This is a genomic window from Halobacillus sp. K22, from assembly GCF_052246795.1.
Classification (GTDB): domain Bacteria; phylum Bacillota; class Bacilli; order Bacillales; family Halobacillaceae; genus Halobacillus.
Genome location: NZ_JBQQCN010000033.1, coordinates 1 through 26,140, shown reverse-complemented (window position 1 = coordinate 26,140; position 26,140 = coordinate 1). Strand labels below are relative to the sequence as shown.

The 26,140-nt window shown below is 42.5% G+C and carries 22 protein-coding genes and 1 riboswitch; of the genes, 12 read left to right on the top strand and 10 right to left on the bottom strand.

Annotation, left to right across the window (positions count from 1 at the left end; all coding sequences use genetic code 11):
• Window positions 1-174: 174 nt before the first annotated feature.
• Window positions 175-405, top strand: a complete 231-nt coding sequence (locus ACTWPM_RS18460; protein WP_443134453.1) for an excisionase family DNA-binding protein — start codon at window positions 175-177, stop codon at window positions 403-405.
• 33 nt (window positions 406-438) lie between these two features.
• Here the strand turns inward: ACTWPM_RS18460 and ACTWPM_RS18455 are convergent, their stop codons facing one another.
• Complete coding sequence (locus tag ACTWPM_RS18455) at window positions 439-819, bottom strand: RidA family protein (RefSeq protein WP_443134452.1); 381 nt, start codon at window positions 817-819, stop codon at window positions 439-441.
• A gap of 209 nt (window positions 820-1,028) precedes the next feature.
• On the opposite strand from ACTWPM_RS18455, the gene ACTWPM_RS18450 reads away from it, so the two are divergent.
• Together ACTWPM_RS18450 and ACTWPM_RS18445 are read left to right on the top strand one after the other, a co-directional pair.
• Window positions 1,029-1,202, top strand: a complete 174-nt coding sequence (locus tag ACTWPM_RS18450) for an aspartyl-phosphate phosphatase Spo0E family protein (protein ID WP_443134451.1) — start codon at window positions 1,029-1,031, stop codon at window positions 1,200-1,202.
• A 1,534-nt stretch (window positions 1,203-2,736) separates the two neighbouring features.
• Window positions 2,737-4,182: a carbon starvation CstA family protein gene (locus ACTWPM_RS18445; RefSeq protein WP_443134450.1), complete on the top strand. Its 1,446-nt coding sequence runs from the start codon at window positions 2,737-2,739 to the stop codon at window positions 4,180-4,182.
• 55 nt (window positions 4,183-4,237) lie between these two features.
• Here ACTWPM_RS18445 and ACTWPM_RS18440 read toward each other — a convergent pair whose 3' ends face one another.
• Window positions 4,238-4,744, bottom strand: coding sequence for a peroxiredoxin family protein (locus ACTWPM_RS18440; protein ID WP_443134449.1), 507 nt, complete (start codon window positions 4,742-4,744; stop codon window positions 4,238-4,240).
• Window positions 4,745-4,865: 121 nt separating this feature from the next.
• Between ACTWPM_RS18440 and ACTWPM_RS18435 the strand changes: the two genes are divergently transcribed.
• Window positions 4,866-5,492 carry a flavodoxin family protein gene (locus ACTWPM_RS18435; protein ID WP_443134448.1) on the top strand — a complete coding sequence of 209 codons (627 nt, stop codon included), beginning with the start codon at window positions 4,866-4,868 and terminating at the stop codon, window positions 5,490-5,492.
• A 91-nt stretch (window positions 5,493-5,583) separates the two neighbouring features.
• On the opposite strand, the gene ACTWPM_RS18430 is transcribed toward ACTWPM_RS18435, so the two are convergent.
• Genes ACTWPM_RS18430 through ACTWPM_RS18410 form a run of 5 tightly spaced genes read right to left on the bottom strand, consistent with a single transcriptional unit; the run spans window position 5,584 to window position 9,159 of the window.
• Entirely contained in the window at window positions 5,584-6,360 is a 777-nt protein-coding gene (locus tag ACTWPM_RS18430) for a TatD family hydrolase (protein ID WP_443134447.1), read from the bottom strand.
• Complete coding sequence (locus ACTWPM_RS18425; protein ID WP_443134446.1) at window positions 6,357-7,094, bottom strand: ABC transporter ATP-binding protein; 738 nt, start codon at window positions 7,092-7,094, stop codon at window positions 6,357-6,359. Before ACTWPM_RS18425 ends, ACTWPM_RS18430 begins: the two co-directional genes overlap by 4 nt.
• Window positions 7,087-7,857 carry an ABC transporter permease gene (locus ACTWPM_RS18420; protein ID WP_443134445.1) on the bottom strand — a complete coding sequence of 257 codons (771 nt, stop codon included), beginning with the start codon at window positions 7,855-7,857 and terminating at the stop codon, window positions 7,087-7,089. The genes ACTWPM_RS18425 and ACTWPM_RS18420 overlap by 8 nt, the downstream gene beginning before the upstream one ends.
• Window positions 7,854-8,147: a thiamine-binding protein gene (locus ACTWPM_RS18415; protein ID WP_443134444.1), complete on the bottom strand. Its 294-nt coding sequence runs from the start codon at window positions 8,145-8,147 to the stop codon at window positions 7,854-7,856. Before ACTWPM_RS18415 ends, ACTWPM_RS18420 begins: the two co-directional genes overlap by 4 nt.
• A gap of 1 nt (window position 8,148) precedes the next feature.
• Window positions 8,149-9,159 (bottom strand): ABC transporter substrate-binding protein, encoded by a 1,011-nt coding sequence (locus ACTWPM_RS18410; RefSeq protein WP_443134443.1) that lies wholly within the window; start codon window positions 9,157-9,159, stop codon window positions 8,149-8,151.
• Window positions 9,160-9,298: 139 nt separating this feature from the next.
• A riboswitch (TPP riboswitch) is annotated at window positions 9,299-9,410 on the bottom strand.
• 146 nt (window positions 9,411-9,556) lie between these two features.
• Between ACTWPM_RS18410 and ACTWPM_RS18405 the strand changes: the two genes are divergently transcribed.
• Window positions 9,557-10,501 carry an ATP-grasp domain-containing protein gene (locus ACTWPM_RS18405; RefSeq protein ID WP_443134442.1) on the top strand — a complete coding sequence of 315 codons (945 nt, stop codon included), beginning with the start codon at window positions 9,557-9,559 and terminating at the stop codon, window positions 10,499-10,501.
• 53 nt (window positions 10,502-10,554) lie between these two features.
• Here ACTWPM_RS18405 and ACTWPM_RS18400 read toward each other — a convergent pair whose 3' ends face one another.
• Window positions 10,555-11,613, bottom strand: coding sequence for an NAD(P)/FAD-dependent oxidoreductase (locus tag ACTWPM_RS18400; RefSeq protein WP_443134441.1), 1,059 nt, complete (start codon window positions 11,611-11,613; stop codon window positions 10,555-10,557).
• Between the two features lie 892 nt (window positions 11,614-12,505).
• Between ACTWPM_RS18400 and ACTWPM_RS18395 the strand changes: the two genes are divergently transcribed.
• From ACTWPM_RS18395 to ACTWPM_RS18375, 5 genes are all read left to right on the top strand, one after another.
• A complete protein-coding gene (locus ACTWPM_RS18395) occupies window positions 12,506-13,573 on the top strand; it encodes a C45 family autoproteolytic acyltransferase/hydolase (RefSeq protein WP_443134440.1) in 1,068 nt (355 codons plus the stop codon).
• 88 nt (window positions 13,574-13,661) lie between these two features.
• Entirely contained in the window at window positions 13,662-14,336 is a 675-nt protein-coding gene (locus tag ACTWPM_RS18390; protein WP_443134439.1) for a diphthine--ammonia ligase, read from the top strand.
• Window positions 14,337-15,173: 837 nt separating this feature from the next.
• Entirely contained in the window at window positions 15,174-15,953 is a 780-nt protein-coding gene (locus ACTWPM_RS18385; RefSeq protein ID WP_443134438.1) for an enoyl-ACP reductase FabI, read from the top strand.
• 177 nt (window positions 15,954-16,130) lie between these two features.
• Complete coding sequence (locus tag ACTWPM_RS18380) at window positions 16,131-17,507, top strand: Glu/Leu/Phe/Val family dehydrogenase (RefSeq protein WP_443134437.1); 1,377 nt, start codon at window positions 16,131-16,133, stop codon at window positions 17,505-17,507.
• 242 nt (window positions 17,508-17,749) lie between these two features.
• Window positions 17,750-20,482 carry a UPF0182 family membrane protein gene (locus tag ACTWPM_RS18375; RefSeq protein WP_443134436.1) on the top strand — a complete coding sequence of 911 codons (2,733 nt, stop codon included), beginning with the start codon at window positions 17,750-17,752 and terminating at the stop codon, window positions 20,480-20,482.
• 485 nt (window positions 20,483-20,967) lie between these two features.
• Here the strand turns inward: ACTWPM_RS18375 and ACTWPM_RS18370 are convergent, their stop codons facing one another.
• Window positions 20,968-21,543: a phospholipase D-like domain-containing protein gene (locus tag ACTWPM_RS18370; RefSeq protein WP_443134435.1), complete on the bottom strand. Its 576-nt coding sequence runs from the start codon at window positions 21,541-21,543 to the stop codon at window positions 20,968-20,970.
• Window positions 21,544-21,697: 154 nt separating this feature from the next.
• Here ACTWPM_RS18370 and ACTWPM_RS18365 point away from each other — a divergent pair, with 154 nt between their 5' ends.
• A complete protein-coding gene (locus ACTWPM_RS18365; protein ID WP_443134434.1) occupies window positions 21,698-21,916 on the top strand; it encodes a hypothetical protein in 219 nt (72 codons plus the stop codon).
• Between the two features lie 72 nt (window positions 21,917-21,988).
• Here ACTWPM_RS18365 and ppc read toward each other — a convergent pair whose 3' ends face one another.
• Window positions 21,989-24,748 carry a phosphoenolpyruvate carboxylase gene (gene ppc / locus ACTWPM_RS18360; protein WP_443134433.1) on the bottom strand — a complete coding sequence of 920 codons (2,760 nt, stop codon included), beginning with the start codon at window positions 24,746-24,748 and terminating at the stop codon, window positions 21,989-21,991.
• Window positions 24,749-25,065: 317 nt separating this feature from the next.
• On the opposite strand from ppc, the gene ACTWPM_RS18355 reads away from it, so the two are divergent.
• Window positions 25,066-25,938: an SMP-30/gluconolactonase/LRE family protein gene (locus ACTWPM_RS18355; protein WP_443134432.1), complete on the top strand. Its 873-nt coding sequence runs from the start codon at window positions 25,066-25,068 to the stop codon at window positions 25,936-25,938.
• Window positions 25,939-26,140: the final 202 nt, after the last annotated feature.

The following is a 26,140-nucleotide window of genomic DNA, read 5'->3' as shown; positions in this document are numbered from 1 at the left end:
TCAGTCTCGTCTGGAAACATTGAACACTCTACGTCGCACATTTTGTGTGGAAAAGGAGACGTATAATAAATAAGCAGTGAGATGTAACAGAACCATTCCTGAAAAAATGCGGATATAGGTTATGATTTTCCGTTCGTTATTTTATAATGAAAGGAGAGAAAAGAAGGTGGAAAAGTGTATTTAACTATAATTGAAACAGCAGAGTTTTTGGATGTACCTGAGGAGTATGTGAAGAAAATGATTAGAGGGAATAAAATACGAGCTGTCTATGATGGTGAACAATATCTTATTAATAAGAACCAATTCAGTACTCACCTGGAACAGATGGAGAAATACCGGGCAATGATTCAGGATTATTTAAGTGAACCTATCCCGGACGACCCTGACGTTAAAGATGAGGATTAAAAAAGCAGAGCTTCGAGAGCTCTGCTTTTCCTTTTATTGGCGGGAAGCAATGGCTTCAATTTCTACTTTGGCACCTTTGGGAAGTTTGCTGACTTCAACGGCAGCACGTGCCGGGTAAGGTTCGCTTAAGTAACTGGCATAGATTTCATTAACAGTGGCGAAATCATCCATTGAATCCAGGTAAATATTCATTTTAACTAAATTTTTATATGACAATCCTGCTTCTTCTAATATGGCTCCAATGTTCTTCATTACTTGATGAGCCTGCTCTTGAACATCATCCGATACAAATTCCATAGAAGCAGGGTCAAGGGGAATTTGTCCTGAGATAAATACTAAATTACCGAGATCGCTAGCCTGAGAATAAGGTCCAATCGCGGCTGGTGCGTGTTCTGTCTGAACGGGCTTAAACATAAAAGTCACTCCTAACTATATAGTTGAATCTATCCTAACATGAGATGAAAAAAATCAGAAACAGAGCTATTTATTCCCTGGGCAATAATCGACAATTTTTACATCGTCCTTCTGGAGGATTGAACGTCATCAATTTTAATATGAATCCTTCAAGAACAAGTTTAAGGGGAAGTACCGGGGGAAAAATAATTCCAGAAGGGAGTGGAAGTGTGGATTACAAAGCACGCTTAGAGAAGCAGATTGAGGAACTTAGAATTCGGATGTATGAAATATATAATCAGAATCCTACCGACGAAGAACTTGTTCAAATTTCGCAAGAGCTGGATGAACTATTAAATAAATTCGGGAAGTATAAACGGAGTCTTCCATCCAAGCAAAACTAGGAACCTTTTCTTATTCTACCGGCTTGATGTACAGAATAAGCTGTGGTAGGTTTAGGTTAATGCCACTTCAATAATCGTATAAACGACTGCGGGAAACTTAACCATTTTCCATTGAAGTGGCAGTTTTTAAAGTTATGGACCATCCTTTCCATTTTGGAAAGGATTTTTTTATGAGCAAATCCAAGATGTTCATAGTACATATTTGTGAAAAAACAGTCTTAGATAAATCTCCATGTTAATTTTACAGAAAAGCTCCCGTTTCTGTAAGACTCAGTTCCGAGATATTTAGGGAGAGAGTTAGGTCCTGCGGGGAACGACTCGCTTTCCGGCCCTGCACGACGCAGGGTCGTTCGACGTTGCCACACGACGTGGCGTTCTTAGTCGAACCTCCTCTTCTGTGCTGAGCCTCCTCAAGCTAACGCTTTCCGGGGTCTCACCGATCATGTTTATCCCACAGGAGTCTCCCCGTTCCCCTCCGGACCTGGCCGAATGAGAAACTCGAAACGGCTTCATCCTTCACCCGCTTGAGAAGAAATAATCACATGGGCGTAGATACTATTCCAGTCTGGAACTGTGCGGGATAGCCTATTATATAAGCAGTCAGGCGGGGTAAGGAGTAAAGGATACTCTCTTTTCAGAGGGTCCGGTTATTCTCCCGTGACTGGGTTGGTGGGGAAATGGCGAGACTCCCAGCTTGAAAGTGGAAGCACCTTGGTCAGCGGCGTATGGACTGGACTGAGCTGGCGGAGATAAAGAAAACACGAAGAGCAAAGCGATTCGATGTTGCCTTATCGTACAGAAGTGAGGGAAGTCTCACTAGCCGCTAGGTGCTGGAGCTGGATAGCACTCCACGCCGTTTAGGCATTTGCTTATGACTCCATCGATCATGAGTGTAAGAACGGGAGAAGGAATCAGGTGAGATCCCGCAGGGAGTGAAACGAGCGAGGAAGCTCACCGTTCCCCCATAGGAAAGTGTTCAAATGTGCAGTCACCCCGAAAGACACGAACAGCATAAGCCGAGCATCAAAAGGATGGCGGTTTTTCCATCCGTTGATGAACGGCTTATGTCTCGAGTGTCTGGGTGATGGAACAAGCCGAGTTATTTCCCCACCAACCCTATACCTTTTAAGTAACGGACCACGATTTACCTCGAATTCGAGTCTTAACTAACCGGCCCGATTGTTGAATAAATCTCTGATAATAAATCAACCACAACATTTAACAGAGACAAGCAGTAAAATAATCGGGCAACCTTTGAGAATCTAAAGGTTCTACCTGAAATACTGAGGCTTGAGCAGTGAAAAAATTTTCCATAATTGGAAGCTTTCTTAGTAGATGGATATTACGAACACTAGCTAATGATCTAAGTGGAAAAATCCCCCTCAATTCCCTGTAAGATGGGCAATCAGCAATGTAAACGCTTTAGAGATAAGAAAAAAAAGAGAAAAAAATAAATTTTCGGAATTTGGGTTGTCTTTCCTTGATGGTCTAGCTAGAATACTCCTTACATTCATTTTTGAAAGGAGGCTCAGCGATGGTCACATTTATCGCTTCCATCTTATTACTTATTGTCGGTTACATTGTATACGCGAAGGTGGTGGAGCGAATTTTTGGTATAAATGATCAGCAGGAAACGCCTGCCTATACCAAAAATGACGGCTTCGATTTTATGCCTATGAGCTGGTGGAAAGCGAGTTTAATCCAGCTGCTTAATATTGCAGGTCTGGGTCCGATTTTTGGCGCCGTATTAGGAGCTCTGTACGGTCCTGTAGCATTTATATGGATTGTTGTAGGTTCCATATTTGCAGGAGCGGTACACGATTATTTCTCCGGGATGCTTTCCCTTCGCCATAGAGGCGCTCAATATCCAGAATTGGTCGGCAAATATTTAGGCAAGCCGGTGAAAACCGTTATTAATTTACTTTCTATTGCTCTTATGGTGCTCGTCGCTGCAGCCTTTACGGCAGGACCGGCCCAGTTAATGGCCGAGGTAACGCCGCTAGGATTCTTAACATCGATTATTATTATCTTTGCTTATTTTTTGGTAGCCACCTTGCTGCCTGTAAATAAAGTTATTGGAAAAGTATATCCGATCTTTGGTGCTGTATTGATCTTTATGGCCGTCTCTATAGGGATTGGAATTTTCTTTTTCGACCAATCGATTCCAAACCTTACACTAAGCAACCTGCATCCTCAGGAACTGCCGGTTTGGCCTATGCTGATGGTCACCATTTCCTGTGGTGCAATCTCAGGCTTCCATAGTACACAAAGTCCGATCCTCGCTCGTACGCTGAAAAAAGAAAGCGAAGGGCGCAAAGTGTTCTTCGGTGCTATGATTGCTGAAGGGATTATTGCTCTAATCTGGGCAGCCGCTGGGATGACGTTTTTCGGAAGCACTGGGGCTCTGCAAGCTGCACTGGATGCAGGTGGGCCAGCCGGTGTCGTAAACGAAATCAGCAGTACAACACTTGGTACCTTTGGTGGGGTTCTTGCCGTGCTTGGTGTAATTATTCTGCCGATTACCACGGGAGATACCGCGCTGCGTTCTTCACGGATGATGCTGGCAGATGCAGTGAAACCTCTTCTTAGCAAAGAGCTGAATGGAAAATGGGTGCCAGTTCTATTTGCCATTCCTGTAGCCGTTCCAGCTTTCTTGCTTACTCAGATGGATTACAGTTTTCTTTGGCGTTATGTAGGATGGTCCAACCAGGTTGTGGCTACCGTTATGTTGTGGACAGGGGCTATGTATCTGCTTAAAAACCAAAAATTTCATTGGATTTGCAGTGTGCCTGCCTTATTTATGACGGCCGTAGTGAGTTCTTACATTTTCTACGCTCCGGAAGGTTTTGGACTTGCTTACTCAAATTCCATGATTATTGGTGCGGTTATATGGACGGCCGTGGCCTTATGGTTTGTCAGACAGCTAATTAAACAAAAACAAATGATAAATAAAGAAGTGGTGGCTAAAAAAGCCGGATAATTTAACAAAGAGCCGTTCCTACCCAAATAGGAACGGCTCTTTTAATGGAATATTTTCACTTAAGGTTTTTTCTTATATACTGGATGATTTTACGGAGTTCCTTTGGATGCGGACGGCCGAAAGGACTCGTCTGACGCTGCTGATAAAGGAGTTTCCCATCTCCATCGGTTAAAAAATAAGCAGGTTCGCCATGGGTCCCATGATCTTCATAAGGACTGTTTTCATCATGATAGTGAATACCATATTGCTTCAAAACATCGAGTTCTTGATCAGCTAAAACCCGGAAGGAAAGCCCGTGTTTCTTCACCATATTCTGAAGACTGTCCTTATGATCTGCCGATATGGTTGTAAGGCGCACCTGATGTCTATCGAAATATTCTTTGCTTTCTTCTAAACCTTTCAACTCTTCTATGCAGGCCGGGCACCAGGAGCCCCTGAAATAAATCAGCAAGTGCCAGTCATCTCTGTTTTCATTAAGGAAATTCTTAAAGGAAAATTTATTTCCGGAAACGCCAGGCAAGGTAAAATCAGGAACTTGTTCGTTTAAGTTCAATGGACTCATGAGATGACCTCCTTATTTTTCTTTCCTTATCAGTACCCTTTCTTACGGAGCCTCACACAAGGTTTGTTATAAAATGGAAGTGGGAATGTGTAATAAGGATAAGAAAGAAGGAGGAATAATCATGAGTAAATTAAAAGCTTTGTTCATCAATACTTCTTTAAAGAAGTCTGAAGAACCATCCAATACGCAGGCACTTTGGGAAGAAGTAGGAAAAATCTATGATAGAAAAGAAGTCGAATATGAATCTCTTCGTTTGGCAGACTACCATATACCACCAGGTATCAGCGCAGACTTAGGCGGCGGAGATGAGTGGCCGCAAGTATTAGAAAAGATAAAAGCTTCCGACATTTTAATCGTTGGATCGCCTATTTGGCTTGGACAGCAAAGCAGTATTGCTACCAAGCTAATTGAACGGTTGAACGGCAGCGGAAGTGAGACCAATGAAAAAGGTCAGCCTATCTTTTATAACAAAGTGGCTGGAATGGTCATTACCGGAAATGAAGACGGTGCGAAGAAAGTGGCAGAAAGTATTCTTTACCGACTTGCAGCTCTTGGGTTTACTATTCCACCAAACGTAGATGCTTATTGGGTAGGAGAGGCAGGCCCAGGCCCATCCTATATGGAAGCGGAAGGCATACAAAATGACTTCACGAAAAGCCAAGTCACGAAGCTTGGATACAATACTACTCACCTGGCAGAAATTTATCGCAATCATCCTATTCCTGCAGAAGGAAACACGACAGAGTAAACTAGTAATTATGAAAAGCAGTGCCGTTAAAGTGCCCACAACTGTTGGACGAATGTTAACGGCACTGCTTTTTTGTAGAATCGTCTGCTTTTTAGAGCCGGAAGAAACTTGTGGTATTTTGATAAATAGTGCGGTACACGGTTTGTAAAGGAAGTTTTTTAATTTCACTAATCTTGGAGATCGAGTCATGTATCATTTCAGGATGAGTGATCCTGCCCTTAAACGGTCCTTCAAACGGCCACGGGCCATCCGTTTCGACCATGATTCGATTCAGCGGGTATACCTCAATTAACTTCTGAATTTTAGACTTGTAGACACAATCAGGGGTAACGGATATATAATAGTTATTCTTAATCAGGGAATGAACCGTTGCGGAACTTCCTTTGAACCAGTGGAAGTGTGCATCTTTCACTCCATGTTTTTGTAACAGACCGCAAACGAGATCGGCATCTTCGTAGATGGCATGTAAAACAATAGGTTTGTCTAGCTCTTTCGCAAGCTTAATAAAATGTTCAAGCAGTGTTACATAAGATTCCAAGTCTATAGACGGATCTTCTTTTCTGGAATAATAGGGGAGTCCGACTTCTCCTATGGCTGCAATGCTGTTTTTATACCTTCGAGCCAAAGAAGAGATTTCATGAATTTCATCTTTAGAAGGAAGCGGCTGCTCCGGATGATAACCAAGAGCCGGTTTAATTCTTTGATCGTCCAGAGCGAGCTCCAGATTCGTCATTCCAGATTCAAGATGACTGGATACGCTAATCATGGATGATATGCCTGTGGCCGCTAAACGTTCCAGTATCTTCAATCGATCTTCCTTATGGTAGAGATCAAAATGTATGTGAGCATCTATGATCGAAGCAGTCATACCAATACCCTCAATTCTTCAAAGATTTCTTTCTTCCATTTTAAAAATTCACGAGTCAGCATAAGAGAAGAATGCCGGGGTCTGTCAAATGGAATGGTGAACTCTCTCTGGACCTTTGCCGGCCGGTCTGATAATACAATAACCCGGTCTGATAGAAATATAGCTTCCTCGATGTTATGGGTAACAAATAGAACAGACCGCCGATGTTCCGTCCAAATAGACAGCAGCCATTCCTGCATGTCCATCCTGGTGAACTCATCTAAAGCGGAGAAAGGCTCATCTAAACAAATTAAGGATTGCGGACTGAGTAAGCTTCTTATGAAGGAAGCCCTTTGTTTCATCCCTCCGGATAATTGGGATGGATAGGCATGTTCATAGCCTTCAAGTCCTGCCTGTTGAATCATGTGGAGAGCATTCGATTTATTTGGTTGTTCAATAATTTCGCTGCCAAGGACGACGTTCTCCAAAATGGTTCGCCATGGAAGGAGAGAGGGACTCTGAGGCATATAACTAATCCTGCCTTTTTCACCCGTGGTCCGCTCTCCATTAATATAAATTTCCCCTGAATCGGGCGGATAGAGCCCGCCGATTAAATGAAACAGCGTACTTTTCCCACTGCCGGAAGGGCCTAGTATGGAAACAAATTCTCCTTCTTGAATGGAGAAGCTCACATTTTGAAGAATAATAGAGGAATCAAAGGATTTCGTCAGCTGATCGACAACTAATTTATTCATGAGTACCACTTCCTTTCCTTTGCCAGTTTGTGAGTCTCTTTTCCAGTAAGTTAATAAGTAAGAAAAAAAGAAGACTTAACCCCATAATTAAAAAAATGGCTACAAAAACCCGATCTGTACGGAAAGAGGAAGAAGCGAGTGTCATATAAACGCCTATGCCTTTATTGGCCCCCAGCCATTCCGAGATTACAGCGCCCATGACACTATAGGCCGCTGAAATTTTCACTCCGGAAAAAATGGATGGCAGGGCGCTTGGCCATTCCAGTTTCCTGAAAATCTGGCTTTTTGTCGCACCCGCCATTTTCATATAATGCATCCATTCAGGGTTTGTCTGTCGCAGACCATCCATGGCTGCTATGGCAATGGGGAAAAAGCACACAAGCACGATAATAATCAATTTAGGTAAAGCCCCAAATCCAAACCATATAACAAGTAAGGGGGCAAGCACGATAATAGGGATGTTTTGTGACAAGATCAATAAAGGATAAAGGGCTTCTCTTACTGACGGAAGCAGGTGAAGCAAGACCGCGAGTAACAGTCCGAAGCCAGCCCCAATCATAAAGCCGAAAAAAGTTAAACGAATGGTTGAAAAGAGGTGTGGAGCGTAATCTGCCCAGCTGTTTATTCCAGTTTCTATAATTAAGCTTGGCGGAGGTACAAGCCACTCAGGTACTTCAAACCACCGACTGCCGAGCTCCCATAAAAGAATGAAAAGGAGGAGGACTGAAGCAGGCCTCCATCCTTTGATGATTCTTTGGGTCATGTTCGATATTTCGATGTTAAATCATCCATCGAAGCTCCTGATGGCTGATAAAGCACTTTAATTTGAGAAATGACGTTCCTGCACCCTTTTTCAACCATAGCCTCGTTCATTTGTTCGATTAAAGAAAAAATTGTGGGAAGCTCTCCTTCTATTGTTGTTTCCAGAGGATGGACTTCGTATTTCAGTCCGGAATTTTCAATTAGTGATATCGCATGATCTACATAAGGGATAACATCCTCGTTTTTCTCGGTTTTTGGGATGATTTGAATGCTGACAAGTGAATTAGCCAACTCATTTTCCTCCTTTTGGTTCTGGTAGAAATTCATTCGTGAATGCTTCTTCAGCATTCAGCTTTTCATCAAGCAAGTCATGATTGTACATCCATTCAGCGTAGTTCTTCCAAATTTTCTCCTTTTGGACGCCCCATTTATCCGCGTCTTCCTTATATTTAGGCGACAGCCATTTTTGACTGGCTTTTACCAACTCTGGATCAAGGTCCGGTACAGCTTCAATAAGAATATCAGCCGCCTGTTCCGGTTTTTCGATTGCATATTCGTACCCTTTTGATACGGCAGCCATAAATGCTTGTACAGTTTCAGGATTTTCATTAATCATCATTTCGCTCGTTGTTAATACAGGCGTATAATAATCCAGTTTCTCAGAGTAGTCCGTTAAATATTGCATATTAAGCTCCTGTCCTCGAAGTTCGGCTTCCACACCTGTCCACCCGTAATAAATCCACGCAAAATCGATATCCCGTTCCACGGCTGTGAAAAAGTCCGTATTTCCCATATTGACAATCTCAACCTCGGATACATCAGCATTTTCTTTTTGCATGAGAGAAGAGAGCACCGCTTCTTCAACTGGAGCTCCCCAGCCTCCGTACGTCTTTCCTTCGTAATCAGCGGGCGAGGTAATATCTTTGTCTTTAGGAGAGGCAAAACCTGAGGTATTATGCTGAATAATAGCTCCGATCGATACCACAGGAATATCCTGAATACGAGCTTCCGTCAATGTTTCCTGAGCACTGATCCCGAAGTCGGCCTTCTGGGAAGCAACGAGCTGATCAGCACCTGCTTCACCTGGAAGCATGATTTCTACATCCAGACCTTGTTCCTTAAAAAAACCTTCTGCCTGGGCCACATAGATCCCGGTATGATTGGTATTAGGAGTCCAATCGAGTACCAGCTGAACCGAATTCATTTCCTCTTGATTGGCTGCAGCTTCTTCACTCTTGCCGTTATTGGATGAGCATGCCGTTACTAACAAAGCTGCAGTTAAAATGGTGATTATTTTTTTCAATTGCTTCCCTCCCAATTATATGTCCATCAGAGAGATTAATAGAAAAGAGGGGGAACCGTCTGAGGTAATAAGAGCTTAATCCATACAAAAAAGCACCCTGGTACCATAACCTAGGGTGCATATATAGTAAACGATCAGAATATCGGCTACTTATGTTTCCTACGCTGGTATCAACCAGTTCAGGTTCTAAGGGTCAGTATCATAAAAGGATACAATCTCAACCAGCTATACTGGTCCCCCTACATTCAAACTATTCAATTTGATGAACAACGTTATAATTTTACTCTGCCATAACGAAGTAGATTTAGCAAGTATCATAATCTTATTCCTAGTAAACAGATAGGTTTTTTATGTTAAGATAAAAGAAATTGTTATTACAGAAAGGGAGTTCCTTTTTATGAGCAAAATTTATGTACTCCACGAGAACGATGAGTGGACCGTTCACTTAACAGAACGTTTAGAAGAATTAGAACTGCCATATGAATTATGGCACCTGGATCAAGGTACATTAGACTTAACAGAAGAGCCGCCGGAAGGGATTTTCTACAATCGGATCAGTGCATCCTCTCACACGAGAAACCACCGTTATGCTCCTGAATTTGCGGGGGCGGTTCTTTCCTGGCTGGAACGCCACGGTAGAACTGTCGTAAATGGAACAGAAGCGTTGAACCTTGAAATAAGTAAAGTAAATCAATACATGGCACTGAATCAACAAGGGATCCGCACTCCAAAAACTATCTCCGCTGTTGGGAAAGAGAATATTTTGCAAGCTGCAGATCAGCTGGGAATGAATTCATTTATCACGAAGCATAACCGTGCTGGTAAAGGACAGGGCGTGCAGCTGTTTCACTCTAAAGAAGCACTTAAAGAATATGTGGAAGGCTCAGGATTTGAAGAACCTGTCGATGGAGTCACGTTAATTCAACAATATATCGAAGCACCCGAGCCGTATATCGTACGTCATGAGTTCATAAACGGGGAGTTTCTCTATGGAGTGAAAGTGGACACTTCCGAAGGATTTGAATTGTGTCCAGCTGATGCCTGCTCAATTGAGGATCAATTCTGCCCAACCGACGCAGAAGAATCACAGGAAAAAGCAAAATTTGAAATTCTGGAAAATTACCGTCCAGCCATTATTGACGACTTCGAAGCTTTTCTCCAGGCGAATAATATCCAAGTTGCCGCTATTGAAGCTATTCAAGATCAAAAAGGGAACTTATACGCTTATGATGTAAACACGAATACGAATTATAATTCCGATGCAGAAGAAAAAGCCGGCGTGTACGGGATGCTTGAGCTTGCTAAGTATTTAGGGCGACTGCTGGAACCAGTACGCGTTTAATAAAGAAAGCCATTTTCCTCAGTGGAAAATGGCTTTCTTAAATAGAAATTAGTTTAGTGGCGTTTGCTTAACCAGAGGACTCCTGATTTGGCAAGCCTTGGTAAAACTCCGGTCATCGGTTTTTGCAGCATGTTGCCAAAGCCATCATTCTTACCAAGAGAACCTAAAGCGCCTTTTAGTTTAACCTCACCAGGAGGTTCCGGCACACGGTTTTTAAGAAAGGCCAATATGACTTCCGCTACTTTTTCTCCTTGTTGCCCTGCTAATTGAGCACTTGGAGAGTGTTCGGCAGATGCGCAGTCCCCGATTACGTAAACGTTTTGATAGCTTGGAACTTGATAGTAATCATTAACAATGATCTTATTTTGAACATCTTTGTCAAAAGGAAGTTCTCTAACCAAGTAATTCGGCTGTACGCCTGCTGTCCAGACAGTGACGTCATTCATATAGCAGAGTCCGTTATTACATACACCATCTCGTTCAACGTATTCTACATTTGCGTTGTGAATAACTTCAACATCGTGCTCATGGAACCATTTTTCCACGTACTTCTGAATCTTATGATCGAATGCTTTCAGTACTGTCTCACCACGATCGAGTAAACGAATGTTTAAATCAGAACGGCTTTCACGTACTTCAGAAGCTACTTCAATACCACTTAAGCCTGCCCCGACAATCGTGACTTTACCGTAGGCTCCCAAATTATTAATAGAATAGCCTGCACTTCTGGCTTGTGAAAAAGATTGTACACTTTCGGTAAATTCCCTGGCACCTTCAATTCCGTGATAGTTGTCTTCACATCCAAGTCCAATTACAAGGTAATCGTACTCGATGTCATAGGCGAAGTTTTTCATTAATACCTTTTCGTTTTCAATATCAATTTTTTCAATTTCATCGAAGACGTACTCTACTTGATCATGTTTAGGAAAATCCACACGGGCATGACGATCTGATTCTGTACCGGCAGCGATCGTGTAAAATTCAGTTTTTAGTGAATGGTAGGGGTTACGGTCCACAACAACGATATGTACATCTTTTGGTAAATCATCTAGAAGTCCATGTAATATATTGAGGCCACCGTACCCGCCGCCTAATATGACTAACCGTTTCATGCATCAACACCACCTTTTTAAATTCATTCTCAGCTGCTCACATTTAGGTGCATCACCGATTTATGTCGAAAACGCTTACGGTTTTCTTACTATTTTAAGATTATCAAAATTCTCTCTGAAAAACTAGAAGAAGTGAGCAATTCGTGACAAGTTTCACGAGTTTCTCCTATTTTGTGAGGATACCCCAAAAATATCAGAGTAATTATTAAGATCCCTTAACTCAGCAGGGGCATGTTAAAGAAAAGCTCCCTTTTCTTTAAGACTCAGTTTCGAGATAAATGGGCCCGTTACTCTAGATGGAAAAGGGTTGGTGGGGAAATAACTCGCTTTCCTGTGGGGGAACTGGCAAGCCTCCTCAGTCGCTATCGCTCCTTGTGGGGTCTCGCCTAGCTCTTTCTCCCACGGGAGTCTCTTCATTTCCCCACCAACCCAGCCATTTCTTGTGAACGGACCCTGCTATAGGAGATAGAAGCCATTCTGAATCTGCCTCAAAATGCTTATATAACAGGGTTTTTACAGTTATACCCTCGTAGGATCCTAGGTTATACTTGTTCATTGGAAGGCGTTTATGCAGAGAATTTTGAGCTCTCAATGATCGCAAAGGGGCGGAAGGGAACGGCGAAGACTCCTGCGGGATGAACATGATCGGTGAGATCCCGGAAGGCGAAGCCTGAGGAAGCTCACCACATGCCCGCGGAAAGCGAGCCGTTCCCTGGAGTCCCTTTCTCTACAAGATATCTCGAAACTGAGTCTTCAACTAACCGGCCCTTTAGTGTAAGGACTTTTTTACTGCTAATTTAGCTCTTTGTCAAGCTATGGTGCAAATATCTTTATGGCAGTGAAAAGAAAATGGTAAAGTGACTACATAAACCATCGTAGAAAGGAATTCTGAATGAAAAACGTACATAGTGACATCATACAATTTCGCGGCAGTCATTATAATTTTGGCTATTATCAAGGTGAATTATTACGAAATTCGTGGTCTGTTAAAAATAGAGAAAAACAATGGAAAGTAAGAAAACCTCGTTTTACAGTCGAAGCCCAGGAGGTAAAAGAAGCCATCACCCGTTTTGCGCCAGGTTTGTGGGATGAACTCCTTGGGCTGAGAGATGCTCTCGGCTGGTCGATGGAACGCATCATGAAAGAGTTTGGCGGCTATCGCATAGACTACAAACGTTCCGGCTGTTCCATCATGACCGGGGAAGGTTATTTCATTCGGAATTATGACTATATGCCGAAAACCTATGAAGGACGCTACAGTCTTTTTCAGCCAACCGATCAAGGATACGCTATTATCGGACCGACCCAGAGAATTACAGGAAGAATGGACGGCATGAATGAAAAGGGGCTTGTGCTCGGATATAATTTTATGCACAGGAAACGTCCGGGAGATGGGTTTATCTGCTGTGCGATCGGGCGGCTCGTGCTCGAATCCTGTGCCAGTGTTGAAGAAGCGGTGAATATGCTCAAACAAATTCCTCACCGCCATTCGTTCAGCTATACCGTTTTTGATAAGAGCAACCAAACATTTGTAATTGAAGCTTCCCCAAGAGGGGTAGAGGTGAGAGAATCGAATGTTTGCACCAATCACTTTGAGATTCTGACCAAAGAAAATCGGAACCACCTTGTTGATTCTAAAAAGCGGGAAAGCGCGATCAATACAAACCGCAGTTCCTTGCAGAATGCGGAAGAAGCGTTTGAATTCATGAATGGAACTACAAGAGGCGTGTTTTCTAAACTATACAGCAGCTGGGCAGGTACGATTCATACGGCTGGCTACCTGCCTCAGGAAATGAAAGCGTGGTTTGCCCTCGGAGGAGATCAGCCGCCTGTAGAATTTGATTTTAATCAATGGCTGAGCGGTGAAGATATCCAACAGGAAAAGATTACAGGACTTGTCGATACTGATATTCCGTTTGCCCATATGGAGGACGGTGCTTACTGGACGGGTAAAAAATAAACTAAGCCTTCTGCTCACAAAAGGGCAGGAGGTTTTTTATTATATTTTCATCCGCTAAACTTAAAGAAAGTAGAAAAGGAGAGAGTCTATGAAGAATGTAATCGTGTCCTGGAGTGGAGGTAAGGACAGCTCCCTTGCACTATTCAAATTGTTAAATGATCCAAATGTTAAAGTCAAAGGTTTATTTTCCACCGTTTCTTCTGAGAGTGACCGTCTGCCGATGCATGAAGTGAAGCGAACTTGGCTTGCTAGGCAAGCGGAAGCCATCGGTCTGCCTCATTACGAATTAGAATTGCCCTCGCAGGCATCGAATGAAATTTATGAACAGGAACTTCAAAAGTTGTTCGAAGAGTTTAAGAAGCAGGGGATTTACACGGTTGTCTATGCTGACCTGTTTCTGGAAGATATACGCACCTATCGTGATGAAATGTTGGACCGGCTGGGGATGGAAGGTTATTACCCGCTCTGGAAAGCTGATTCTAGAATAATTGCCAATGAATTTATTAATAGTGGATTTATGGCAATCGTGACCACAGTTGATACCGATCAGCTTTCCCCGGATTTTATGGGTGAAGAATATTCGAATGACTTCTTAAACCGTCTCCCGTCTTCTGTTGATCCTTGCGGGGAACATGGGGAATTTCATACTTTTGTCTTTGACGGTCCCATTTTTCGCCAGCCGATTTCAGTAATAACAGGAAAGTCTTTTTCGACTATGAACAAACGCTTTGTTCATATAGAGCTAAAAAGGTCATCTAACTAAAGCTTTGGCTCTGTTAAAGTTTATTGTTGATTTTTCATAAGTGACTTATTACTCAATAGGGCCGTTCACTTTAAGACTCGGTTTCGAGGTATTGGTTATGAGGAAGGTCCGGAGGGGGACGATTTCGCTTTCCGCGGGCATGTGGTGAGCTTCCTCGGGCTTAACAGCCCTGCGGGATCTCACCGATCATGTTCATCCCGCAGGAGTCTACATCTTCCCCCTCCGGCCCTTGCCAAATCAGAAGCTAAAAACACTTCAAACATCACCTGCGTGATGAGGAATTAGACCATGTGGTTTTCTACTTATATTAAGGAACCCGCAATAGCCTGCCACAAACGAATTTAATCCAGATTAAGTAGGAGAATCTTTCTCTTCTAGAAGGGTCCGTTTTTCTTAAACATCTTGGGTTGTTGGGGAAATGATGAGACTCCCATGGGAGAAGGAACTAGGTGAGATCCCGCAGGGAGTGAAACGAGCGAGGAAGCTCACCGTTCCCCCATAGGAAAGCGAGTTATTTCCCCACCAACCCTTTCCATCTTACGTAACGGACCTAACTATCTCGAATTCAAGTCATCCAGAAAAGGGAGCTTATCTGTAAAATCAATACTGAGATTTAATAAAGCCAAAGCTTTAGGAAATGGTAGCCGGAAAACTATCACGGAAATTGTATTTAAGGCGTTTTTACCTTTCATTAGATCCAGATCAGCGTTGAATTTTAGAAGTGGTCTATTGTAAATTAAGTAGCCATCATTCATAACCATTCAGTAAATAGCCTCACATAAATTATGATAGGATGGTAATGATATCAGTTATTAATAACGTTTAATGGAGGTTCATATGGAAGATTTACTAAAGATGGCAGGCAAGAATGTAGTGATCATGGGTGTAGCGAATAACCGCAGTTTGGCTTGGGGTGTCGCTCAGTCCCTATATAAAGCAGGGGCAAACCTTATTTTTACATACAGGAAAGATCGTTCTTATACAAAATTAAAAAAGCTGCTGGATGAGAATGAAATGATAGCAGAAGCGGTCGTTCCCTGTGATGTTAATAGTGATGAAAGTATTCAGGAAGCTTTTCAGGGGATTGGAGAAAAAGTGGATTGTATTCACGGGGTGGTACATTCCATCGCCTTCGCTCACGCGGAGGATTTAAAAGGCGAATTTCTTAATACTTCAAGAAGCGGCTTTGCCTTTGCTCAGGATACAAGCGCTTATTCACTAATTGCGGTTGCCAAAGCTGCCCACCCATATATGAAAGAAGGAGGCGCAATAACAGCAATGAGTTATCTCGGTGCTGAGCGCGTTGTGGAAGGATACAATGTGATGGGAGTGGCCAAAGCATCACTAGAATCTACTGTAAAATATTTAGCAGCAGATCTAGGGAAGCATAATATCCGTGTGAACGCTCTTTCAGCGGGAGCAATCCGCACGCTTGCAGCAAAAGGAGTGCCTTCATTTAATGAAATACTCCACAAGATTGAAGACACTGCCCCGCTTCGCAAAAATGTAACCAAGGAAGAAGTTGGAGATATGACGCTTGCCATGATGAGCCACCTTTCCAGAGGAGTTACAGGTGAAATTGTATATGTAGATTCAGGTTATAACATACTTGGATAGCTAGGAAGAGTCCGATTCTCCTTGGAGAGTCGGGTTTTTTTAACCCCAAATGCTTTAGAATTCAAGAGAAGTTATTTCTTGGAAAGAAAACGTTTCATACTTCAAAATTAGGGAAAGAAAGCATTAGACAAGGAAATAAGACGCAGGACAAAAAGTACAGAATGGAGGATCAGAAAGATGCAAAAACAACAGACCATTATTGAAGAATCAATGAAAGCTTTAATGGAAGATGAATCGTTCCTGCCTGATCTCCAGGCGCAGACACGTGAACAGGCTTTTAAATCACTGGTGGCTTTACTTTCCACCCCCAATCATATACATAAATCCTTTTTGAGGGTGACGCTGGATGACAACACCATTGTCCGTATTCCGGCATTTCGTGTACAGCACAGTGATACAGTGGGGCCCTATAAAGGCGGGGTAAGATTCCACGAATCCGTGAACGAAGGAGAAGTGTCCAATCTGGCTAAGCTGATGACCTTGAAAAATGCACTGCATGAGCTTCCTTTTGGCGGCGGAAAAGGCGGCGTGGTTATCAAACCCGAGGAGTACAATATTAAAGAGCTTAATTTGATATGTAAGAAATATGTGCAGTATTTTGATGATATCCTTGGTCCCGATAAAGACATTCCCGCACCGGATGTAGGAACAGGAGAAAGAGAAATGGACTGGATGATGGGTGAATTCAAAAACATTCATCCTGGCGAGCCTTACCGAAATAGCTTTACAGGAAAAAGTGTGGTTAACGGCGGATCGCTTGGAAGACGTGAAGCTACCGGTAAAGGAGTTTATTTCACCTTTCGTTATATGATGTACAATTTCTTAAATGAAAATAGAAAATGGTTGTCAGAAACCGAGAATATTTTTGCTCAAACAGCTTTGAACCATCAGGATCGAAAGCTCAGTGTGGCGGTTCAAGGGTTCGGGAACTTGGGTTCTGTCGCTGCGCTTGAAGCTTATCAATGCGATTATCTTCAAAACAAAATCGTAGCGGTCAGTGACCATAATGTCATGCTTTACAATAATGATGGGCTGGATATCCCTGCCCTTATCAAGTTCACGGAAGAGTCAGAAGGAGAACTTCCAACGACGGAAGAAGAATTGGAAGAGCATGAAATTAAAGCAGAGATCAGAGAGCGTGATGAACTGCTGGAAATGGATTGTGACGTTCTTCTACTTGCTGCGCTTGAGGATCAAATTCACGAAGATAATATGGAACGGATTCAGGCTTCTATGATAATAGAAGGCGCAAACGGCCCGATTACAGAAGATGCTGATCGATACCTTGCTGACAAAGGTGTATTAATTGTACCGGATATCCTTGCGAACGCAGGCGGGGTTATTGTTTCCTACTACGAATGGATTCAGGGACGTGAAGCGCAGTTTATGACAGAGGATCAGGTTTATGAGCGCTTATTTGATAAAATGAAATATACAATGGACACGATTTTACCACAATTCTTTGGAGATCCATTCCCGCTTAGGCAGAATTGCTATATTCATTCGGTAATGAAATTATCCACGATTATGTATCGCCAGGGAAAACTGTATTAATTTGTGAGAAAAACCAGCCAATCTCTTGGCTGGTTTTTTTAATAAAAATGAAACTAATAGACAGTGGGAGACGTATAGCTACATATAACGATAGGGAAAGCCTGTTAGGTTTCGAACAATTAGAAATTTTACGGATTCCTATAGAATAGAATATAGTTAGTCCATAGGATCTTTTGGCTCACTGCGTTTTTATTGAAGAAACAGGAGAGGCATGTCCTGAATAGACTTGGAGGAGGAGAAAGTTGGATAAACAGACAAATAATATTCGACCACTGCAGAATAAGAAGCAAAAGAAATACCTTGGCTTAGCAGGGAAAATTTTCGGAGTTTTGGTCGTACTTGCCTTTCTTTTATGGATTACCCTGAGTTGGATCACCGATTACATTTGGATGGACTCTCTTGGATTCGAATCAGTGTATACGACAATTTTCAGTACGAAGATCTTGCTAGGTATTATTGGATTCATTGTTTATTTTGTTCTCACATATGTAACTCTTTCCCTGATCAGAAAAGGGTACATTCGCTATTTTGAAAGGGATGAACTGCCATCCGTAATCCGGGATAAGAAGTGGGGCCGTCTCATCAGTATTGGAGTCTCGGCCTTAGTTGGCTTGTTCGGTAGCAGTATTGTTCAAGGTATAGGCTGGGAGCTGTGGCTGAAGTTTTTAAACAATACTTCCTTTGGGGTGAATGACCCTCACTTCTCCATGGATATTTCTTTTTATATGTTTGAACTGCCATTTATTAATTTTGCTGTAAATACTCTAATGGGCTTAGGAATTTTCTTGCTTCTTGTTGAAATCGGCTTTTATTCCGCTTTTAATATGTACCGAAAAAGTCGCTTTGCCCAGCTTCATATGGGCGGAACCCTGGCAGTAATAGCACTGCTTTTGGCTATGCAACATGTATTAGCGCCATTCGGCACGCTCCTGACTAATGAAGTGAATGTTTTTCAAACCAGCGTGGTGCATGGGTTAAGTTATACAGATGATGTAATTAATATTCCTGCCTCCTATGGTTTAGCCGGTGTAGCTATTATCGGGGCAGTGTGGATGATTATTGCTTTGATGCGAGGCAAATATAGAGCCATGCTGATTCCTGTAATTGCTTATATAGGAATAGCCCTGTTAAGCCAAGCTGCCTCTCTCATTGTCCAGAACTATGTAGTATCACCAAATGAATTCTCAAAAGAGAGTCCTTATCTTGAGCATAATTTAAATTTCACTAGGGCTGCATATGATCTGGACACGATTGATGAACGGCAGCATCCAGGCAATGAAACACTGGATCAATCGTTGATTGAAAGCAACCAGCTGACTATTAATAACGTCCGGATTAACGATGCTAGACCGATTCTTGATATTTATAATCAACTTCAAACATTCAGAACCTACTATGAATTCAATGATATCGATATCGACAGATACCAGGTGGATGGAGAATATCAGCAGGTATTCCTTGGAGCTAGAGAATTAAACACGGAGGACCTTCCGTCCCAGGCTAAAACATGGGTGAACGAAAACTTAAGATATACCCATGGTTACGGTATAGCAATGAGTGACGTAAATAAAATCACGGCTCAAGGGCAGCCGGAGTATATGCTGAAAAATCTTCCTTCTCAAGGGGTCATGGATATCACTCGTCCGCAAATTTATTTTGGTGAAGAGAACTACCAAAATGTGATTGTGAACAGTGGAGTAGATGAATTTGATTACCCTTCCGGTGAGGAAAATAAGTCCACACGCTTTGAAGCAGATACGGGTATCCCGCTCTCAGGTCTGAACCGGGCGCTTTTCAGTTTAGAAGCAGGATCCTTCCGAATGTTTGTATCGGATCAGGTGACCGGGGACAGTCAGCTGCTGGCCGAACGAAACATTATGGATCGAGTGGAAAAAATAGCTCCTTTTCTGCAATATGATGAGGACCCATATATCTTTGTTCGTGAAGATGGCAGTCTTTCCTGGATGCTTGATGCATACTTAACGGCAGAACGATATCCTTACTCAGAGCCGCACAGTGGGGAAGAAAATTACGTCCGAAACTCTGTAAAAGTAACGATTGACGCTTACACAGGTGAAGTAAACTTTTACGCTGTTAATGCCGATGAGCCTCTGCTTCAAACATATCAGAAAATGTTTCCAGATCTCTTTACAGAAGATATCCCGTCCGATGTGCAGTCTCATTTCCGTTATCCCGTGGATCTGTTTAAAATACAAGCATCCATGTATGGTACGTATCATATGACAAACTTGGAAGTATTTTATAACCGGGAAGACTATTGGGAGTTTCCAACAGAAAAATACTTTGATGAAGATATAGAAATGGAACCATATTACATCACCATGAAACTCCCTGAAAGTGATGAGGAAGAATTCGTGCTTATGACACCTTACACACCAAGAAATCGTCAGAATATGATTGCCTGGATGGGTGTAAGAAACGATGGGGAGAACTACGGAGAAACATTTGTTTACCGTTTTCCTAAACAAGAAAATGTTTATGGTCCGCAGCAAATTGAAAATAGAATTAACCAGGACAGTAACATTTCTCAGCAATTAAACCTCTGGTCTCAGGGCGGTTCGGAAGTTATTCGAGGTAATCTGCTTGTCATTCCAATTCAGGATACGGTATTGTACGCTGAGCCGATCTACATTGAATCTTCCAACGAAACGTCCCTTCCTGAAGTGAAGCAGATAATTCTTGCTTACGGGGATCAGATTGTAATGGAACCTACATTTGACCAGGCTATCGAAAGTCTTCTTGCTCGAACCGATCCAGACGTTGAACCGAGCGAAGGAGAAGAAGAACAGCCTGAAGGAAATGAAAACACTCAAGACTTGTTAGAATCAGAGCAAAAACTCCAGGAGATTTCTACTTTATTTGAGGAATATCAAAGTGCATTATCCAATGGAGATTGGGAACAAGCAGGCTCGATTATGAGTGAAATAGAAGGTATGTTAGGTGAAAATGAATAACGATTAATTACACGAAAAGGTGCTTTCCATTTAAAAGGAAGGCACCTTTTCGTTTTACTTCTACGTTCCTTGTTGATTTTCACGGATAAGCTCCCGATTGTATAAGAACGGTGTCGTTTATTTTGTGTGGAGGAACGAAACCATCCTTGCATATGCATAAAGGAAGTGCTTTCGAAAAGCTTATACCATCGGTGTTTGAACAATATTTCAGTTAGTTTAATAGGATGAGATCTAAGCCTTTCCAAAGAAACTTATATCGCTGGGGGCAGAGGGGAACGGCGAAGACTCTCCTGCGGGATAAGTGGTTTAAGTGAGACCCCGGAGAGCTTTAGCTCGAGGAGGCTCAACAAACGCCCGCGGAAAGCGAGTCGTTCCATAGAGTCCCTTCACCCACTTCATACCTCGAAACTGAATCTTCATTAATCCGGCCTTTTAGTGGGGAAACAATTGGAAAAATACTAAAAAGGATGGAGAATTCCGTCCCTTTAACTAATCTTTTCCTGGGGCTGATCTTTATAAAACTGCCAGTTCACTCCGTCCTGCCATAATTCTTCAAACACTGAACTCAGCTGACGCCCCATTCTTTCATCGTCCACCCTCAGCAGGATTTCATCATTCTTCCGTTCGGCATTATAAGTGAAATTATAAGAACCAACTAAAGCATGCTTCTGGTCAGCAATCAGCATTTTAATATGCATTGTCCCATCGTGGGTATTCGTACGGACAGCAACCCCGTGGTCCGTAAGTTCCTTAATGTTTTTAATCTGTGCTGCAAACAATTTTACCTGTTCGCGGTCAGTAAATACTCGCACTTTAACTCCGCGTTTAGAAGCTTGAATCAGCTCAGCCGTTATATTGTGGTTGGAAAAAAGAAAAATCGCTACATCAATGGTTTTCCTGGCATTTTGAATGGTTTCTATGATCTCTTTCAAAGGAGAGCGATCCGTTTTGGATAGAAAATAAGCGAGGGAATACGTCTCTTTTTTTTGCTTCATAGTCCATTTATAAGTAATATAGGAGCTTGCCAAGATAGAGCATCCAGCGGTTATTAGAATTTCCATAGGGTTCCTCCTATCCTTAATCCAAGTTTATGTACATCCATTTTTGTCCTATTCGCCCCGTATTACATGAGTGGATGAAATCATATCGATGTATCCTTCATGAGAATAAATTCTTCCGCTTACACTCAAGTTAATAAAAAAGGAGGAAGTGTGTATGTCGAAGGATTCACAAAATGTTCACTCTGAGGTTTCACCGCACCCTGATGGGAAGCAGGAAGGAGTAATCAATGATTCTAAAGGATTGCAGACTGGTGTTACCGTGGATGCGAAGAGGTCTTGGAAAGGAAAAGAGAAAGAATTAAACTTGCAGCCGGATGAAAAAATAAAAGAGTTTAAACAGCATATGGAAAACATAGCAGGTAAGGAAGATTAATCGTTTAGAAATCCTCAAAAAAAGCTCACAGCCATAAGCTGTGAGCTTTTTTATAAGATATAAGGTTCTGAATCAACCTGTATTACGAAGGCCAGCTGCAATACCACTGATGGTCAGCAGGACTTCGGTTAATAGTTCATCATCTTGATCTTCCGATGCGCGCAGCTCTTTAATCAGCTCCACTTGAAGGAAGTTCAGCGGATCGACGTAAGGGTTACGCAGTCGTACGGACTCTTTAATCGTTGGCTGGTGAGTGAGCAATTCTTCGTCCCCAGAGATTTTCAGGAGAATTTCTTTTGTTCGCTCGTATTCATCAACGATGTTGTTGAAAATTCGTTCGCCAAGCTCTTGATCATTAACCAGCTGCGTATATTCCTGGGCTGTTTGAATATCCGCTTTAGTAAGGGCCATCTGCAAGTTGTTGATGGTGGAGCGGAAGAACGGCCAGTTAATATACATTTGCTGAAGCTGTTCAAGTCTATCGTTATTATTTTCAGCGTAACTCGCGAGACCAGAACCAGCTGCATACCAGGCAGGAATCAGTTGGCGGTTCTGAGACCAGGCGAATACCCATGGGATCGCACGCAGGTTTTCAAACTTGGAACTGTCTTTACGCTTCATTGGACGTGAGCCAATGTTCAGTTCGCTGATTTCTTTTAATGGCGTAGCTTCGTTAAAATAGGTCAAGAAGTCTTTGTCGCCAAATACTAAGGATTGATACTTCTTCAAGGAAGTTTCAGCAATTTCTTCCATTGCCTGTTCCCATGCATCTTCACGGTTATGCGCTTGCTCTGATTCCTGGGATACGTTGGCTGCCCCTTCGAGTAAGGTGGATGCACCTTGCTCGAGACTACGGTACGCAATATCTTTTATCAAATAGCGTGAGGAAAGAACTTCCCCTTGCTCAGTAATTTTCACACCGTCACCCAATGTTTCTTCCGGCTGAGAAAGAAGGCTTCGGTTTAGTGGACCGCCGCCGCGGCCTAAGGAGCCTCCGCGCCCGTGGAAGAACTTCAGTCCGATATTATATTCGCGGGCCATTGTATGGATTTCCTGCTGGGCTTTATATAGTCTCCAGTTAGCTGTCAATGTACCGCCATCTTTACTGCCGTCTGAATAACCAAGCATGATTTCCTGGTGGTTATTCCGGTGCTCAAGATGTTTGGCATATACATCCATCTCAAATAACGTCTTTAAGATTTCTGGTCCAGCTACGAGATCATCCACAGTTTCCAGGAGGGGAGCAACGTTAATATTGCTTTCCACAGTTCCGTCGGCGTGCAGACGGTAAATGCCAGCTTCTTTAGCAAGGACGAGCACTTCTAACAGGTCACTTGCGGATTCTGTCATACTGATCAGGTAAACTTCAATGGAACGTTTCCCGAACTCAATATGTGCATTACGGATCATTTGGAAGACGGTAAGCATTTCCTGGGTACTGTCCGAATAATCTTCGTTTAATAATGAGATAGGACGTGGATCCTTCAATACACTTTGCAGAACCTCAATTTTCTTGTCTTCAGAAAGCTCACTGTAGTTGTCTTCAATACTTACTTTGCGCACCAGTTCGTCCACTGCCGACTCATGTTCTCCACTATGATTTCGGATATCGAGCGTTGCTAAGTGGAAGCCGAACAATTCAACCTGGCGAATCAGTTTGCGCAATTTCTTCAATTCGCGTCGGGCCGGCTGGTGAGTTTTGGCGCTTGCCTGAATTTGATGAAGATCTTCAAGCAGCTCATCCGCATAATTGTAGCCAAAATCTGATTGACCGACCTGGCGCAGACGCTCCAGAACGATAGCGAATTTACGGCGGTAAACTTCTTTTTCCACGCGCCATTTCTTCCCTTTTGGAAGGAGCGGTTCTTCTTCCTCTATGGATTTCATTAATTCGTCTGTAACGGTTACTTGAGCAGAAGAATGACTGAAACGCTTCATTAACTCAACAAGCACTTCTTCATACTTGTTCAGTACAAGGTTACGCTGCTTCTGTAAAGTCTGCCATGTAATGTCAGGGGTTACGTTCGGGTTTCCGTCCCGATCGCCTCCAATCCATGAACCGAAGCGAAGAAAATTAGGCACATCCCAATCTTCTTCCGGATAGTTCTCCGCGAGACAATATTCCAGTTCCTGATGGATTTCTGGAAGCACATCGAAAAGCGTCTCATCAAAGTAATAGAGACCATTTCGCACCTCATCCATTACGGTTGGCTTGCGATCGCGCAGTTCATTGGTCTGCCATAGAACACTGACTTCGTTTTGAAGGCTGTCCAGCAAACTCTCTCTTTCGTTTTTGGTAAGCTGAGGATTATCCAGCTGTTGTAAAATAGTTGCGATTCTCTTCTGGATTTCCAGAACAGTACGTTTGGTGGCTTCCGTTGGGTGTGCAGTAATAATCAACTCAAGTGAAAGATCATCCAATACCTTTTGAATTACATCTTTTGAGAAATTATTTTTCTTTAAATTTAGTACGGCGCTTTCGAGAGAGAAAGGCTGAGCTCCGTGGTCTTCTCTCAGTTGATACTCGCGGCGTCTGCGAATACGGTGGTTTTGTTCAGCTATGTTAACGAGGTGGAAATAAATTGAGAAAGCCCGGATTACTTGGGATCTCATAGGAGGCTTGAGGCTTTGGATTTCTTCTTTCAATTGATTGTAAGTAGATGAACTATGATTACTTCGAAGATCCTTCGTCAATTGACGAATCGTTTCAACTTTGTTTAGTAACTCTTCCCCGCCATGATGAACAAGTAAATTACCAAGCATTTTACCCAGTTCACTAATATCCCGGCGTAAGGGAGTTGTATGATCATTTGTTTTTGGTTGATTTGTCACACTTTCACCTTCCTGTAATTACATTTATTTTGATAGTTACTTGAAAGTTTCCCCTATGTTTTCATAATGTTATCAGAATAATGTGTATAGTCAAATACATCGAATCGTAATGAGGACAGGATATCGAGCGATTTTTAACAGGTGCGCATGTAAACATTGTATAGAATATAAGCAATGTAAGCGCTAACTATTAGTAGGAGGGACGGATGGCCTATTTCTGTAATTTTTTTTAAGAATGAGTTACAAATGGTTTGCTTATCGTTAAAAAAAGGAAAGAAATGTTATTATAGTAGCAATCAAATTATAGGAGGATATCCATGTCTATACAATTAGTACTTGATTCTAAATCAACATTAGGTGAAGGTCCAAGCTGGGACTCAGAGAAGGAAATTCTGTATTGGGTGGATATTGTCGAGAAAAAGATTCACCGATATGATCCTGTCCAGCATGAAAATATGACGGTAGAGTTAGAACAGTATCCTGGTACAATTCAACCGCGAGAGGATGGCGAAGTCATTCTTGCGCTTCAAAATGGTTTTTACTTTTATAACTGGATGTCAGAAAACCTGGAGCCTATCACCGATCCGGAAAATCATTTGCCAGGTAATCGCTTTAATGACGGAAAATGTGATCCTGCAGGAAGGTTTTGGGCAGGGACTATGAATTTAGAGGAAGAGCAGGAGAAAGGAGCGCTCTACCGGCTCGATACAAATCTTGAAGTTACAGAAAAGCTGAATGGACTCAGCATCTCAAACGGGTTGGCATGGTCACCTGATCATTCTTATATGTACCATATTGATACTCCCACCAAACAAGTGGTGCGATACGACTTTAATATGGAGACAGGGGAAATCACCAATCCGAAGACCGTGATTACCATTCCGGACGGTCAGGGAGCACCGGATGGAATGACCATTGATGAAGAAGGGATGCTATGGATCGCTCATTTTGGTGGAGCAGGCGTTTCCAGATGGGACCCTGAGAACGGAGAGCGGTTAGAATTCATCGAAGTTCCGGCTGTCAATGTAACTTGCTGTGTCTTTGGCGGTAAAGATATGAATGAACTCTATATCACTACGGCCAGAAAAGGTATGAGTGACGAGGACTTAGAGAAGTATCCGGAAGCAGGAGGGCTGTTTAAATTAAAAACAAAAGTCCGTGGCCTTCCGTCGTATCCATTTAAAGGATAAAGGCTTAAATTAATGGTTCTGCTAAAGTTTATTGCTGATTTTTTATAAAGAGGCTTATTACGCAATAGGGCCGTATAGTTGAAGACTCGATTTCGAGATAAATGGATCCGTTAATCAAATGGTGAGAAGGGCTGGTGGGGAAATAACTCGTCTTGTTCCATCACCCAGACACTCGAGACATAAGCCGTTCATCAACGGCTGG

What these genes read in the sequence shown, in the direction of transcription:
- ACTWPM_RS18405 (WP_443134442.1), top strand. Translation starts at nt 9,557, where the DNA reads ATGAGCAAAATTTATGTACTCCACGAGAACGATGAGTGGACCGTTCAC.
- ACTWPM_RS18380 (WP_443134437.1), top strand. Translation starts at nt 16,131, where the DNA reads ATGCAAAAACAACAGACCATTATTGAAGAATCAATGAAAGCTTTAATG.
- ACTWPM_RS18400 (WP_443134441.1), bottom strand. Translation starts at nt 11,613, where the DNA reads ATGAAACGGTTAGTCATATTAGGCGGCGGGTACGGTGGCCTCAATATA.
- ACTWPM_RS18425 (WP_443134446.1), bottom strand. Translation starts at nt 7,094, where the DNA reads ATGAATAAATTAGTTGTCGATCAGCTGACGAAATCCTTTGATTCCTCT.
- ACTWPM_RS18365 (WP_443134434.1), top strand. Translation starts at nt 21,698, where the DNA reads ATGTCGAAGGATTCACAAAATGTTCACTCTGAGGTTTCACCGCACCCT.
- ACTWPM_RS18395 (WP_443134440.1), top strand. Translation starts at nt 12,506, where the DNA reads ATGAAAAACGTACATAGTGACATCATACAATTTCGCGGCAGTCATTAT.
- ACTWPM_RS18445 (WP_443134450.1), top strand. Translation starts at nt 2,737, where the DNA reads ATGGTCACATTTATCGCTTCCATCTTATTACTTATTGTCGGTTACATT.
- ACTWPM_RS18435 (WP_443134448.1), top strand. Translation starts at nt 4,866, where the DNA reads ATGAGTAAATTAAAAGCTTTGTTCATCAATACTTCTTTAAAGAAGTCT.
- ACTWPM_RS18370 (WP_443134435.1), bottom strand. Translation starts at nt 21,543, where the DNA reads ATGGAAATTCTAATAACCGCTGGATGCTCTATCTTGGCAAGCTCCTAT.
- ACTWPM_RS18430 (WP_443134447.1), bottom strand. Translation starts at nt 6,360, where the DNA reads ATGACTGCTTCGATCATAGATGCTCACATACATTTTGATCTCTACCAT.
- ACTWPM_RS18385 (WP_443134438.1), top strand. Translation starts at nt 15,174, where the DNA reads ATGGAAGATTTACTAAAGATGGCAGGCAAGAATGTAGTGATCATGGGT.
- ACTWPM_RS18420 (WP_443134445.1), bottom strand. Translation starts at nt 7,857, where the DNA reads ATGACCCAAAGAATCATCAAAGGATGGAGGCCTGCTTCAGTCCTCCTC.
- ACTWPM_RS18440 (WP_443134449.1), bottom strand. Translation starts at nt 4,744, where the DNA reads ATGAGTCCATTGAACTTAAACGAACAAGTTCCTGATTTTACCTTGCCT.
- ACTWPM_RS18355 (WP_443134432.1), top strand. Translation starts at nt 25,066, where the DNA reads ATGTCTATACAATTAGTACTTGATTCTAAATCAACATTAGGTGAAGGT.
- ACTWPM_RS18390 (WP_443134439.1), top strand. Translation starts at nt 13,662, where the DNA reads ATGAAGAATGTAATCGTGTCCTGGAGTGGAGGTAAGGACAGCTCCCTT.
- ACTWPM_RS18455 (WP_443134452.1), bottom strand. Translation starts at nt 819, where the DNA reads ATGTTTAAGCCCGTTCAGACAGAACACGCACCAGCCGCGATTGGACCT.